Origin of the sequence: Mesobacillus persicus (genome assembly GCF_900109925.1) — a bacterium.
GTDB lineage: Bacteria > Bacillota > Bacilli > Bacillales > Cytobacillaceae > Mesobacillus_B > Mesobacillus_B persicus.
In genome coordinates this window covers 34,262-48,327 of the sequence record NZ_FOBW01000002.1, presented here as the reverse complement: position 1 = coordinate 48,327, position 14,066 = coordinate 34,262, and the positions used below count along the sequence as shown (strand labels likewise).

General features: G+C 38.4%; 14 protein-coding genes. 13 read left to right on the top strand and 1 reads right to left on the bottom strand.

Annotation, left to right across the window (positions count from 1 at the left end; all coding sequences use genetic code 11):
- The first annotated feature begins 130 nt into the window (after positions 1–130).
- Both BMX30_RS02810 and BMX30_RS02805 read left to right on the top strand, forming a co-directional pair.
- Positions 131–1,762, top strand: coding sequence for a Na/Pi cotransporter family protein (locus BMX30_RS02810; RefSeq protein ID WP_170843796.1), 1,632 nt, complete (start codon positions 131–133; stop codon positions 1,760–1,762).
- Positions 1,763–1,838: 76 nt separating this feature from the next.
- Positions 1,839–2,318: a DUF456 domain-containing protein gene (locus BMX30_RS02805; protein WP_090741000.1), complete on the top strand. Its 480-nt coding sequence runs from the start codon at positions 1,839–1,841 to the stop codon at positions 2,316–2,318.
- Between the two features lie 43 nt (positions 2,319–2,361).
- On the opposite strand, the gene BMX30_RS02800 is transcribed toward BMX30_RS02805, so the two are convergent.
- Entirely contained in the window at positions 2,362–3,054 is a 693-nt protein-coding gene (locus BMX30_RS02800; protein WP_090740998.1) for a Crp/Fnr family transcriptional regulator, read from the bottom strand.
- A gap of 372 nt (positions 3,055–3,426) precedes the next feature.
- Between BMX30_RS02800 and BMX30_RS02790 the strand changes: the two genes are divergently transcribed.
- The 11 genes from BMX30_RS02790 to BMX30_RS02740 all read left to right on the top strand — a co-directional run bounded on the left by BMX30_RS02790 (position 3,427) and on the right by BMX30_RS02740 (position 14,056).
- The gene (locus tag BMX30_RS02790; RefSeq protein WP_090740995.1) at positions 3,427–4,035 is read left to right on the top strand and encodes a superoxide dismutase; all 609 of its coding nucleotides are present in this window, start codon (positions 3,427–3,429) and stop codon (positions 4,033–4,035) included.
- Positions 4,036–4,186: 151 nt separating this feature from the next.
- Positions 4,187–5,404, top strand: a complete 1,218-nt coding sequence (locus BMX30_RS02785; RefSeq protein ID WP_090740993.1) for an MFS transporter — start codon at positions 4,187–4,189, stop codon at positions 5,402–5,404.
- Between the two features lie 120 nt (positions 5,405–5,524).
- Positions 5,525–7,651 carry a peptidoglycan D,D-transpeptidase FtsI family protein gene (locus BMX30_RS02780; RefSeq protein ID WP_090740991.1) on the top strand — a complete coding sequence of 709 codons (2,127 nt, stop codon included), beginning with the start codon at positions 5,525–5,527 and terminating at the stop codon, positions 7,649–7,651.
- Positions 7,652–7,866: 215 nt separating this feature from the next.
- Positions 7,867–8,823 (top strand): PstS family phosphate ABC transporter substrate-binding protein, encoded by a 957-nt coding sequence (locus BMX30_RS02775; protein WP_090740989.1) that lies wholly within the window; start codon positions 7,867–7,869, stop codon positions 8,821–8,823.
- A 136-nt stretch (positions 8,824–8,959) separates the two neighbouring features.
- Positions 8,960–9,880: a phosphate ABC transporter permease subunit PstC gene (gene pstC / locus BMX30_RS02770; RefSeq protein ID WP_090741825.1), complete on the top strand. Its 921-nt coding sequence runs from the start codon at positions 8,960–8,962 to the stop codon at positions 9,878–9,880.
- Positions 9,881–9,882: 2 nt separating this feature from the next.
- The gene (gene pstA, locus BMX30_RS02765) at positions 9,883–10,767 is read left to right on the top strand and encodes a phosphate ABC transporter permease PstA (RefSeq protein WP_090740987.1); all 885 of its coding nucleotides are present in this window, start codon (positions 9,883–9,885) and stop codon (positions 10,765–10,767) included.
- 59 nt (positions 10,768–10,826) lie between these two features.
- Positions 10,827–11,612 carry a phosphate ABC transporter ATP-binding protein PstB gene (gene pstB / locus BMX30_RS02760; protein ID WP_244532504.1) on the top strand — a complete coding sequence of 262 codons (786 nt, stop codon included), beginning with the start codon at positions 10,827–10,829 and terminating at the stop codon, positions 11,610–11,612.
- Positions 11,613–11,675: 63 nt separating this feature from the next.
- A complete protein-coding gene (gene phoU, locus BMX30_RS02755; RefSeq protein WP_090740983.1) occupies positions 11,676–12,335 on the top strand; it encodes a phosphate signaling complex protein PhoU in 660 nt (219 codons plus the stop codon).
- A gap of 83 nt (positions 12,336–12,418) precedes the next feature.
- The gene (gene rpmG / locus BMX30_RS02750) at positions 12,419–12,568 is read left to right on the top strand and encodes a 50S ribosomal protein L33 (RefSeq protein ID WP_090740981.1); all 150 of its coding nucleotides are present in this window, start codon (positions 12,419–12,421) and stop codon (positions 12,566–12,568) included.
- Between the two features lie 128 nt (positions 12,569–12,696).
- Positions 12,697–13,263, top strand: a complete 567-nt coding sequence (locus tag BMX30_RS02745) for a 5-formyltetrahydrofolate cyclo-ligase (RefSeq protein WP_280139926.1) — start codon at positions 12,697–12,699, stop codon at positions 13,261–13,263.
- On the top strand, positions 13,253–14,056 hold the full coding sequence (locus BMX30_RS02740) for a DUF92 domain-containing protein (RefSeq protein WP_090740979.1): 804 nt from the start codon (positions 13,253–13,255) through the stop codon (positions 14,054–14,056). Before BMX30_RS02745 ends, BMX30_RS02740 begins: the two co-directional genes overlap by 11 nt.
- The last annotated feature ends 10 nt before the right edge of the window (positions 14,057–14,066 follow it).

The following is a 14,066-nucleotide window of genomic DNA, read 5'->3' as shown; positions in this document are numbered from 1 at the left end:
TTGTAATATTTCTTTCGAAATGTTAAGGTATTGTAAATTTGCTTAAAAAAATGTTTACAATTCCCTAGTAAATCTTTCATAATGTAGAGGTTTGCTGAAACTAGTCGAAAAAATTCTAGGGGTTGAAATGATGGAATTGAATGTACAACAAATGCTGTTTGAATTTTTGGGCGGCCTTGGTATTTTCCTATTCGGGATAAAATACATGGGGGACGGACTACAAAGATCTGCAGGTGATCGCCTAAGAGATATATTGGATAAGTTCACGACAAACCCGATAATGGGAGTATTAGCTGGGATATTTGTAACGGTATTGTTACAGACAAGTAGTGGAACCACGGCCATCACGGTTGGTTTAGTCAGTGCAGGATTTATGACTTTACGTCAAGCAATTGGTGTAATCATGGGAGCCAATATTGGAACAACTGTTACTGCTTTTATCATTGGTATTGATATTGGCGCGTACGCATTACCAATTATTGCAGCCGGTGCTATTCTTTTGTTCTTCTTTAAGAGTAAGAAAATACATAACGTCGGTCAGCTTGTCTTTGGGTTTGGTGCCTTATTCTATGGACTTGAACTAATGGGCGCTGGGATGAAGCCACTGCGTGGTGTGGAAGCTTTCCATGAACTTACGGTTCAAATGAGTACAAACCCTATATTAGGTGTTGTGGTCGGAACTCTCTTTACTGTCATTGTCCAAAGTTCTAGTGCAACAATTGGGATTCTTCAGGAATTATTTGGCGAAGGTCTCGTAACCTTAAATGCCGCTTTGCCAGTTCTGTTTGGTGATAACATTGGTACAACAATTACAGCCATTCTTGCAGCCATTGGCACATCTGTTGCTGCCCGTCGTGCTGCTGCAACCCATGTTCTTTTCAACTTAATTGGGACAGTTATCTTTTTGCTTCTCTTAAAACCATTTACGAGCCTCATTCTCATGATTCAAGAGGCCATGAATTTAAATCCAGAAATGACGATTGCGTTTGCGCATGGGATATTTAATGCTTCAAACACATTGCTTCAATTGCCGTTTATTGCGGTGTTAGCTTATATCGTGACAAAGTTAATTCCAGGGCAAGATTCCATTGTAGAATATAAAGCCCAGCATCTCGATCCAATCTTCATTGAACAATCTCCATCAATTGCACTTGGACAAGCCAAGGAAGAAGTTTTGCGTATGGGGAAATTTGCTGTTCAAGGGCTTGAGGAAACGAATCAGTTCTTAAAAACAAAGAATACAAAGCACTCGGGGGCAGCTTATCAATTAGAGGATGCAATTAATAATCTTGATAGAAAAATCACTGATTACCTTGTTTTGCTCTCGACTAGCTCCCTTTCAAAAGTGGAGTCAGAGGAACATGGGAATCTGATGGATACAGTTCGTGATATAGAGCGGATTGGTGACCATTTTGAAAATATTATCGAGCTTGTTGAGTATCAGCAAGCAAATAAAGTTAAAATGACAGATACCGCTATGGGCGATCTTGACGAAATGTTTGCACTTACGATTTCGACGGTTAATAATGCTTTACAAGCGCTTGATCAAAACGATCGAACAATCGCTGCTAAGGTAGTAAAGAAAGAAGAAGAAATCGATAAAATGGAGAGATCACTAAGAAAACAACATATCCTCCGAATCAATGAAGGAAACTGTTCTGGTCAAGCTGGGATTGTTTTCGTAGATATTGTCAGCAACCTTGAACGAGTCGGTGACCATGCTGTAAATATTGCAGAATACGTGTTAGACGAAAATCATTAATGGTAAAATAAAGCAAGGGCCTTCCCTTGCTTTTATTTTTGTTTAGGAAATTTTATTATTCTGAAGGGATGATATTTTGGATTATTTGTATTGGATCATCATCATTTTATTGTTTGTAGTTGCATTTGTAGGATTGATTTATCCAATTATACCGAGTGTTGTTTTTCTACTCGCTGGATTCGTACTTTACGGGGTATTTTATTCTTTCGAACCATTTAATTTGTTATTTTGGTCGGTCCAAGCCTTATTTGTCATTCTGTTGTTTGGAGCTGACTATATTGCAAATATTATTGGTGTGAAAAAATATGGAGGGTCTAAGGCTGGTGTTTGGGGAAGTACAATCGGTTTGTTAATTGGGCCATTTATTATTCCTGTTATCGGCATAATAATTGGGCCTTTTGCAGGAGCATTCTTAGCAGAACTAATAATAAATAGAAGAAAAATCAAAGAGGCAGCAAAAATCGGGTTTGGTTCCGTTATTGGCTTTATAAGCAGTGTTGTGACGAAAGCGGTTATTCAAATCGTAATGGTGGTTTACTTTTTTGTTACTATCTAAAAAAATCGTGCATAGCACGATTTTTTTAGAGTCAAGTACATTTTTAATTCAGGCCACAAATTTCAAAGGTACAATTTTGGCAGTCGACTTCTCTTTTTAAAAAGTTCAAATCTTTTACGGTAAATTTAAGCTGGTCATAAGATATAATGTTGAGTTCTCTGAGTTCCTTTAACATTCGCTGAATTACTTCTCTCGTTCCAAAAGTTAAATTAGCTAGCTCTTGATGGGTTAGAGGAAGGTCGATAAGAATTCCTTCGTTTGTTTTAACTCCGTAACTAGTACAAAGTCGAATGAGTATAGAGTACAGTCCACCTTTTTTACCATTCATGATTAAGTCTTGGCATTTCATTTGGGCTTTTAAATACCGGGTACTAAGCCAATTTAAAAGCGAATTCATGGCCGTTTTGTCGTTAAAAACAAAATCCTCGAATGCTTCTCTCTTAATCATAATGATTTCACAGTCAGTAATCACTTTTGCTGTAAAATGATACCGAGGATTATGTTTAAACAATTCGTATTCAATAATCATCTCCTCACCATTCAGCAACTTCATGATGAATTCTTTCCCCTTCATGTGGACCCGTCCAACCGAGATAGTGCCGTTTAGGACGAGATAGATGTAATCAACCCGATCATCTTCCTGAAAAAGAATGGTACCGGCTTTGACCTTTTGAATCGCCTCTTTATCTATGAAATTTTGCAATAACAAGCTGTATAAAGATATGTTTTTCTCCATGAGGATCACTCCCTAAAAAAGCCTCTACACTTTTGATTTAAAAGAATTGTAGGTACTATGTCAATAGTGGTTTTACAGTAATTGGAAGGTGTTGTAGTTAGATGCGACATAAATCGTTGACAGAATGGGGATTGTGTAATATTGACGATTTTTTGAATTCTATTCGTTTTGGTGTTTTACGCTCATTTAAGAATAAAAATAAGCATAAAGGGAAAACTTTATTAGGTTCAAATAAAGCGTTTTATTTGAATCAATTACCGTTGTTTGGTAATCTAATGCTAGAGCCCTTTTAGAATGGTTCTAATATCTGAAAACTAAAGATAGTAGAAACATTCTTAAGGATATCAAACGATACATAGGAGGATGTTAAATATGGCTTTTGAATTACCACAATTACCTTATGCATATGATGCACTAGAACCACACATCGATAAGGAAACAATGAACATTCATCACACTAAGCACCATAACACTTATGTAACTAATCTAAACAATGCTTTAGCTGGCAATGAGGAGTTACTAGCTAAATCAGTAGAGGAAGTTATCTCAAACCTTGATGCCGTTCCTGAGGCTGCACGCACAGCAGTACGCAATAACGGTGGTGGACATGCTAACCACTCTTTATTCTGGCAAATCCTTTCTCCAAATGGTGGCGGAGAACCTACAGGTGAACTTGCTGAGGCAATCACTAAGAAGTTTGGAAGCTTTGACGCTTTTAAAGAGGAATTTGCAAAAGCAGCAACAACTCGCTTTGGATCTGGTTGGGCTTGGCTTGCAGTAAACAATGGAGAAATTGAAGTAACAAGCACACCAAACCAAGATTCACCACTTATGGAAGGTAAGACTCCAGTACTTGGTCTTGATGTATGGGAGCATGCTTACTACCTAAACTACCAGAACAGAAGACCAGATTATATTGGTGCATTCTGGAACGTAGTAAACTGGGATGAAGTAAACAAGCGTTACAACGCTGCGAAATAATAATGGACAATGACGAAAAGACAGGCGCAATTTGCCTGTCTTTTTTTTTTATGGAGAAAATTAATTCCCTGCTTCTTTACTGCTTTCTTTAATCATGAATAAGTCATTGTGGATTGATAGAAACTACACAGAAGAAAAGGGGAGTTTCTTAATGAGTAAAGTTAAAAAACTAATAGGTGATGTGGAACTAACAAAAGACTTAACGCTTCTTCTGTTGATCGGAGGCTTATATTCATTAAGTGTTGCTTTGTCTAATACTTTCGTCAATATCTATTTATGGAAGCAATCTGGAGAATATCTTGACCTTGGATTTTATAATCTGTCAATTGTTGTGATGCAATTGGTGACTTTTATTTTAGCTGGTCGATGGGCAAAAAAGATAGACCGAGTCATTGTGTTAAGGATTGGTGTAATTTTTTTAGCCTCTTTTTACCTTGCGGTTCTTTTTGCAGGGGAAAGAGCATCAGAATTTCTCTTGCTTCTTGGTGGGGTGCTTGGGATTGGCTACGGGTTTTACTGGTTAGCTTTTAACGTCCTAACCTTTGAGATTACCGAACCAGAAACTCGCGACTTTTTCAATGGCTTTTTAGGAATCCTATCCTCAGCTGGCGGAATGATTGGTCCGTTTGCAGCTGGTTTTATTATTTCAAGGTTGGAAAAGTTCACGGGCTATACAATTATATTTGGTATTTCCTTAGCATTGTTTTCGGTTGCTGTCTTTTTAAGCTTCTATTTAAAGCGGCGTCCTGCAGAAGGGAAGTACTGGTTCACAAGAATTTGGAAAGAACGGAAAAATAGCGATAATTGGCGGATGGTTACAAATGCTCACATTTTTCAAGGACTTAGGGAAGGAACATTTGCGTTTATTATCTCTGTCTTTGTTTTTATCTCTACTGGAAGCGAAATGGCATTAGGGACATTTGGGCTTATTAATTCTGGTATTGCTTTTTTAACCTATTTTTTTGTTTCTAGGATGTTAAAAAAAGAATGGCGTAAAAAAGCCATTCTCGTTGGAGGAATTCTGCTTTATTTAGTTATCTTCTTAATTGTTTTTGATTTAACTTATTTTAAACTTCTCATATATGCTGCAATTATTGCAATTGCCTATCCACTATTACTCGTTCCGTATGCGTCATTAACCTATGATGTCATCGGTAGAGGCTGGAAGGCTGCCGAAATGAGAATAGAATACATAGTGGTAAAAGAAGTGTTCTTAAATATGGGGAGAATACTTTCAATTCTGTTATTCTTGGGTGCTATCCACTGGTTCAATCAAGAGAAGAGTATCCCTATCTTACTCCTAATCATTGGAAGTGGTCATACGATCATTTACTTCTTTGTGCGTCATATTAAGCTATCCTATACCTAAAGTTCGCGGTAAACGTTTCGGATTAAAATTTCCAATAGATATATCCCTGCTTTTCCTTTAAAATAAAGGGTATGCAATCATGCATCGTATCCCTTTTTTAAAAAGGAAGGTGGGGGGAAGATGGGGAAAAAGAAAAAAACGAAACAGGTTTCCTTTAGGCTAAATTTATTGTTTTTTGCAGTCTTTATGTTGTTTTCGATGTTAATTTTGAGACTTGGGATTGTCCAAATTGTCTATGGAGAAGATTATAAGCGTGAAATCGAACGGACCGAGGATGTAACTGTTAACAGTCCAGTACCTCGTGGCAAAATGTTTGATCGAAATATGACAACGATTGTTGACAATACAGCTAGTGACGCGATTACTTATACAAGAAGTCAAGGAACTTCCACGGAGGAAATGTTAAAGGTAGCAGAACGGTTGGCAAAGCTGATATACAAGGATACAGACGCTGTAAGGGAACGAGATAAAAAGGACTACTGGATCTTGAAAAATCCTGAGCGTGCTAAAGAGAAAATAACCGAAGCTGAGTGGGATTTATATAAAGAAAAAGAGCTTGATGATAAGGCAATCTATGACCTTCAACTCGAAAGAATAACAGAAAAGGATTTAGATCAACTTACTGATGAGGATTTAGAAATTTTAGCTATCTTTAGGGAGTTCAATAGTGGTTATGCACTTACACCACAAATTGTGAAAAAAGAAGTTTCTGCTAAAGAGTATGCGGCTGTTAGTGAAAACTTAGAACAGTTGCCAGGAGTGGATACAACGACAGATTGGGACCGAGAGTATCCTCTTAAGCCAACGTTATCATCGGTTCTTGGTGGGATTACTGACTCCAACGAGGGTTTGCCAAGAGAAAGCTTAGAGTATTATTTGTCAAGAGATTACAGTCGAAATGACCGAGTTGGAAGAAGCTATTTAGAACTTCAATATGAAGATGTTCTACACGGGCAAAAGGCAAAAGTGAAAAATATTACCGATAAGGCAGGGAATGTTCTTGATACTGAGGTAATTACTGAAGGAAATAGAGGAAAAGACCTGGTCCTTACAATAGATATGGATTTACAAATTGCTGTTGAGAAAATTATTGAAGAAGAGTTAGTTAAGGCAAAGCAGCAGCCAAGAACTAGATTTTTAGACCGAGCCTTTGTGGTTCTAATGGATCCTTTTACAGGAGAAGTATTAACGATGGCGGGTAAGCAAATTGTAAAGGATAAAGAAACAGGGGTTAGGGAGATGAAAGACTTTGCCCTAGGGAATATCTCCACATCCTACACTGTAGGTTCAGCAGTTAAAGGAGCAACTGTGCTAACAGGTTTAAATACTGGCGCGATCGTCCCAAGTACGACCTTCCATGATACTCCGATTGTAATTAAAGACACAAAGCCTAAAAGCTCATGGAGAGCAGGTTTAGGTACTCTTGATTACAAAAATGCACTTAAAGTATCATCAAACGTCTTTATGTATAGGACCGCAATTAATGTTGGCGAGGGAGTATATCGGTATAATCAACCTCTTTCAATCAACCCAAAAGCGTTTGATACATTTAGGAATTCATTTGCTCAATTTGGGCTTGGAATAAGGACTGGAATTGATCTTCCGAACGAAATGGCCGGATTTAAAGGGTTTGACCGTGGCCCAGGTCTCTTACTTGATTTTGCTATTGGTCAGTATGATACTTATACCCCTATGCAGCTGGCGCAATACGTTTCAACCATTGCTAATGGTGGTAATCGAATTAAACCGCAGATTGTTAGAGAGATTCGTGAGCCAATCATGGATAATAAAGATATAGGTCCAGTGGTAAAAACTTTTGAGCCTGTTGTTCTTAATAAGGTAGATGCTGAGCCTGAATGGATTGCAGGCGTACAGGAAGGGTTCCGCCGAGTTATGCAGGTTTCTGGCGGAACGGCTTATGGAAGCTTTGGAAGCGCAAGCTATAAACCAGCAGGTAAAACAGGGACTGCCCAAGCATTCTATGATGGACCAGAGCGTGGCAACTTTAATGAGGCTCCAGGTGTTATGAACCTTAGTCTTGTAGGGTATGCACCATACGATAATCCAGAAATAGCTATGGCAGTAATGGTTCCATGGGCATATGAAGGGAACAGTGGCCATACGGCAAATAGTGTCATCGGGCGTAGGGTGCTAGATACGTATTTTGATATAAAAAAGGCTAGGCAGACTGAAGAAACTGAAAATAACAATACTCCTTCAAACGATGGTGAATCCGAAGAAGAATAGTAATAAAACTGTCCAATAGGGCAGTTTTTTTTTGCTTTTAGGTGATACTAACCATTAAATCATATATGGATTATGGTCCTGATTTTCGACAGATATACATAAAATTCATGTGAATTTACAAAACCTTTACATTCTATTTAAACAGAATTAAAAAAAGGTCTGTATTCTGTTACTTGTAGGACAAAACAAACGATATCTCTTAGGGGGAATACGGAATGAAACGTCTGAAAAAATTTAGCTTAATGACATTAATGGCTTCAGTTATGATGATTATGGCTGCTTGTGGAGGCAATGACTCACCGGAGGGTGGGGCGGAATTAGAAGGCAGTGTTGTGATTGACGGCTCTGGTACAGTCTATCCTTTTATGGCTAAAATGGCAGAAAATTATATGACAAATGCCCAGGAGAATGTTTCGGTTGAAGTTAGTCGTGCTGGTACCTCTGCAGGATTTCAGAAATTCTTAGTAGAAGATGGGACAGACTTTAACAATGCTTCACGTTCAATTAAAGAAGAAGAGTTAGCTAAAGCTGAAGAGCTAGGAACTGAAGTACAAGAACTAAAGGTTGCTTTGGATGGTTTAACATTCGTTATTAATAAAGAAAACGATTGGGCTACTGAATTAACACAACAAGAAATCATTGAAATCTTCCTTGCGAGTGGTGGAAAGCAAAAGTGGTCAGATGTGCGCCCAGACTTCCCTGAGGAAGAAATTAAAACATACGGACCAAATGAAAATCATGGAACATACGAGTTCATGTTTGAAAACATCCTTGGAGAGCAAGATATGGTAGAAGGGGCTAACCTTCAGCAAGATTATTCTGTACTTGTTGATCTAGTTTCCAAAGACAAAAACGCCATTGCATTCTTTGGATATGGATATTATGCGAGCAATACCGATAAGCTAACAGCTGTTAATGTTGATTTTGGTAATGGTCCAGTAGAACCTTCTGTGGAAACTATCGCTGAAGATGGAGAATATGCAGAATTTACTCGCCCGGTATTCAGTTACCTAAACGTTAACCATGCAAAAGAAAAACCACAGGTGTTAGATTATGCTATCTATACAATGGAAAATGCAAATGAAGTTGCTCAAGAAACTGGTTTTGCACCACTTCCTGAAGAAGAAATTCAAGCCACTGTTGACACATTAAATGGCTTGAAAGGTGAATAGTAACCTTCAATCAGTCTAATGGATGAGAAGTGTACTCTTCTCATCTTTTAGCTATTCTTATTGATTATTCCCTCTAGGTTCATAATTAAGGTTAAAGGGGTTAATAAAATTGCAAAAGACAGCGGATCAAAACAAAATGAAAATCCGTGATTTGATAGATGAAAAGAAAAAAACAAAGAGTATCGGAAATTCAGTCGAAAAACTGATTCCAGGAATCCTTTTAGGAATTGCTGTTATATCAATTCTTACAACTGTCGGTATTCTGCTAACGCTAATTACCGAAACAGTGCTCTTTTTTCAAGAGGTACCAATTATAAGCTTCTTTACTGGCACTGAGTTAAAACCTTTAGGAGAACACGCGGTTTTTGGTGTGTTGCCACTGCTGACCGGTACTCTTATATCTACTCTAATCGCGATGCTTGTCGCCATTCCTATTGGTCTTATGACGGCGATTTATTTAAGTGAATACGCGTCGGAGAAAGCTCGAAAAATTTTAAAGCCTATTCTGGAGATTCTTGCGGGTATCCCAACAATTGTATATGGTTTCTTTGCCTTTACCTTTGTTACACCGCTATTAAGATCCTTCATCCCAGGATTGGAACCAACGAATATTCTTAGTCCTGGTATTGTAATGGGAATTATGATCATCCCAATGGTGGCGTCCCTCTCTGAGGATGCCATGAGTTCAGTGCCAAATGCAATGAGAGAAGGGGCACTAGCCCTAGGTTCAACGAAGCTAGAAGTGACCTGGAAAGTCGTTTTACCAGCAGCCATTTCTGGAATCATTGCTTCCTTTGTGTTAGGTATTTCTCGTGCCATTGGCGAAACGATGATTGTTACCATTGCGAGCGGCAGTTCAAAAAACTTTACCTTTGATGTTACGCAATCTATGCAAACCATGACAGCTTATATAGTTGAAGTAACTGGTGGTGAGGCGGCTGCTGGAACGACTTTATATCATAGTTTATATGCTGTTGCGTTTACACTATTTGTGTTTACGCTGATTATGAACATGATTGCGCAATATATTTCTCGCAAATATAGGGAGGAATATTAAAAATGAAATACGTTGATAACAATCAAGTTCAGAAAAAAATGGGTTCAAGATTATTTCTTAATATGCTTGCAAAATCATTATTCCTTCTGGCTACGTTATTTGGTCTAATTGTTCTAGTTATTCTTATTTACCGAGTTTTCCGAGATGGAGCAGGGTGGATAAATTTTGATTTTATTACAAACAAGTTATCTACTGAGCCGGAGAGGGCAGGGATTATGGGGGCAATCCTTGGAACCTTTTGGTTAATGCTTGTTGTTGCTCCTGTCACGATGCTATTAGGTGTCGGGACTGCCATTTATCTGGAAGAGTATGCTAAAAAGGGGCGGTTACAGTCCCTGTTTCAAACCAATATTGCCAATTTAGCTGGAGTTCCATCTGTCGTCTTTGGTCTTTTGGGATTGACAGTTTTTGTTAGAGGTTTAGATTTGGGGAATATCGTTTTAGCTGGTGGTTTAACGATGGCCCTTCTTGTACTACCGGTTGTGGTTGTATCGGCGCAAGAAGCAATTCGAGCGGTTCCACAATTTCTAAGAGAAGCTTCCTACGGGATGGGTGCAACTAAATGGCAAACCATTAAAAATGTAGTCCTACCAGCTTCTATACCAGGAATTTTAACGGGAACGATATTAGCCCTTTCCCGGGCAATTGGTGAGACTGCGCCACTTGTAGTTATCGGAATACCGGCATTACTAATTCCTCTACCAGATGGAATCTTTGATAAGTTTACGATTCTTCCCGTCCAGATTTATTATTGGACACTCGATTCTGCGTTGGTATCAGAGTATATGAATTTGGCAGCTGCAACCATCTTAATTTTACTACTTGTCTTGTTCATAATGAATTCAATCGCGATCTTAATCCGAAATAAGTTTCAAAGAAGATTTTAGCTACCAGGAGGTTTTTATTGATGTCGGTATTAACAGAAAACAAGAAACAAGTTTCTACCATGGGGGAATCGCCAGTGCCCGACACGAAGAAAAGTATTGTTTATGATACGAAGGATTTAAACCTTTGGTATGGTGAAGATCAGGCGTTAAAAAATATTAATTTGTCTATTTATGAGAATGAGGTCACCGCAATCATTGGTCCATCTGGGTGTGGGAAATCCACATATATTAAAACCTTAAACAGAATGGTGGAAATGATTCCAGTAGTAAGGATTTCCGGAGAAATATTGTACCGTGGAAAGAATATTCTTGATAAAAACTTTAAAGTAGAAGATTTAAGAACAAAAGTAGGAATGGTTTTTCAAAAACCTAATCCTTTTCCGAAATCAATTTTTGAGAATGTTGCCTATGGACCGAAAATTCATGGGATTCGCGATAAGAAAATTTTAAATGAAATCGTTGAAAAGAGCTTAAGGGGCGCGGCTATTTGGGACGAAGTGAAGGACCGCCTTAATGAAAATGCCTATGGACTTTCTGGGGGGCAACAACAACGTCTATGTATTGCCCGTGCACTAGCAATTGAACCAGATGTTATTCTCATGGACGAACCAACATCAGCGCTTGACCCAATATCTACATTAAAGGTTGAAGAACTGGTCCAAGAGTTGAAAAAGGATTTTAGTATTATTATCGTTACCCATAATATGCAGCAGGCGGCTCGAATTTCAGACAAAACAGCTTTCTTTCTCAGTGGGGAAGTCGTTGAGTTTGCCGATACAAATAAAATCTTCTCCAATCCTTCTGATAAACGGACGGAAGATTATATTACTGGTCGATTTGGCTGATCAATGAAAGACAAATTTTCTTGTTGAGTTAGTTTAGTCTGATGTGATGAAAGGAGCAAAACGATGGTTGTTAGAGAGAAATTTGAAGAGGAACTGCGAGAACTTCAAAATCGATTAATCGAACTTGGGAATTTCAGTGCTGACGCATTAACACGTTCTTTAGAAGCTCTTGAAAACCAAGATATTGAACTAGCTTTAAAAATAATTGAAGATGATTCTAAAGCAAATATCTTGGAAGAAGAGATTAATGATTTTGCTATCCTACTAATAGCAAAACAATCCCCTGTTGCTGTAGATTTACGGAGAATTATTGTAGCGATTAAAATCGCAAACGATATTGAAAGAATCGCTGACTTTGGCGTAAACATTGCTAAATCGGCAATCCGGATTGGCAAGGAACCCCTTGTAAAACCAATTGAACATATTAAGGAAATGCACAAACTAACACTGGAGATGCTGTCGTTGTCCTTAGAATCTTTTGGAGAAGAGGATTTGTCTAAGGCAAAGAAGATTGCTGAAATGGATGATCAGGTCGATGATTTGTATGGTCAGACAATCAGGGAACTGTTGAAACTAAATCAAGAAAATCCTAGCTACACGGCACAGATAACCCAGCTCTCCTTTATATGTCGCTATCTTGAACGGGCTGCAGACCATACAACAAACATTGCAGAGAATGTTTTCTATCTTGTCAAAGGAAAGCGATATGACCTAAATAATTAAAAAAACCTACTAGCATTTCCTGATGAAAAGTGCTATTATAGAAAAGTCGTATGAACGAAACAGGTATGTTTGGAGGGAAAAATATGCGTGTAAATATTACGTTAGCGTGCACAGAGTGCGGAGACCGTAACTATATTTCTAAAAAGAATAAACGTAATAATCCAGATCGTCTTGAGCTTAAAAAATATTGCCCAAGAGAAAAGCGTGCAACTGCACATCGTGAAACAAAATAAGCAGCAGCGGGAATTATCCCGACTGCTTTTTTTGTTGTTTTTTTTATTATATTTTATGATACATTCATATATGGAAAGAATCATCAGCCAATACATACAGATAATTACTTAGAAAGGGAGGCGAGAACTTGAGGAAGAAAACCCTTCGAAATTCAATGAAAAGTGAGCTCGAAAAACTCAGCTTACCTGTTTATGAAGACCTCTCATACCAAATCGCAAGACGCTTATTTGATGACAGTAGTTGGAAGGATGCTGACGTAATCGGTATGACCATTTCTAAAGCGCCCGAAGTCGACACCTTTCAACTAATACGCAAGGCTTGGGAACAAGGGAAAACGGTGGTCATCCCTAAATGTGTTCCCCATACAAAAGAAATGGTTTTTCGTACGTTAACTAGATTTTCAGAATTGGAAAAAGTCTACTTCGGACTGTATGAACCGATACCTTCAGAAACCGCTGAAATTAACGCCGAAAATATCGACCTCCTTGTTGTACCAGGTCTAGCCTACACAACTGCAGGGTATAGGCTGGGTTTTGGAGGAGGATATTACGATCGTTATTTAAAGAAATATCACAATCAGACGTTGAGTCTGGCTTTTAGCCAACAGATTGTTTCTGACTTGCCAAACGAACCCCATGACATGGCTGTTGCAAAGATTGTAACAGAAGAAGGGGTGTTCCTGTGTGGCGGTTGAATCGGCGCTGACTTTAGGTTTTATTCTTTTCACTGCGTTTGTAGCTTGGAAACTATCATTCCTTAGTCTATCTGGTGCTATTTCGGCCTTCTTTGTTGGAAGCAGTATAGCAATTGGATTTGGTAGCAACGGTCTTATATTGATTGGGATATTCTTCATCAGCTCAAGTCTGTTTTCTAAGTATAAGAAGAAAAGAAAAAGTTTCTTATCTGAAATTCACGAAAAGGGCTCAACACGAGACTGGGCACAAGTGATAGCGAATGGGGGAATTGCCGCTCTAACAGGATTAATTTTCTTTTATTGGAGCGAACCGATTTGGCTAATCGCCTTTGCCATTTCATTAGCTAGTGCGAACGCCGATACTTGGGCATCTGAACTAGGTTCCTTGAGCAAAAAGGCCCCGCGTACGATAAAGGGGTTTAAAAAGGTTGAGACTGGAACCTCTGGTGCCATATCCTTGCTTGGAACATTCGCAGGTTTATTAGGTGCTTTACTTATCGCTATGATTGCAACTTACTTGTTTCAATTAAGCTCTCTTGGGTTTTTCTCCATAGTAATATTCGGCTTTGCTGGTATGCTAATCGATACATTTTTAGGAGCATATTTACAAGCGGAATACACTTGTAAGGTCTGTGGTCGGCATATTGAGGGGCCAACCCATTGTCAGGAAAAGGCAATTCTACTTAAGGGGAAAGAATGGTTTAGAAATGATGTGGTTAATTTCATGTCAGGCTTGAGTGCGGTAATCTTGGGGATCCTTTTCTATATCAGTTTTTCACCTTGGATATCATAATGAATCTCTT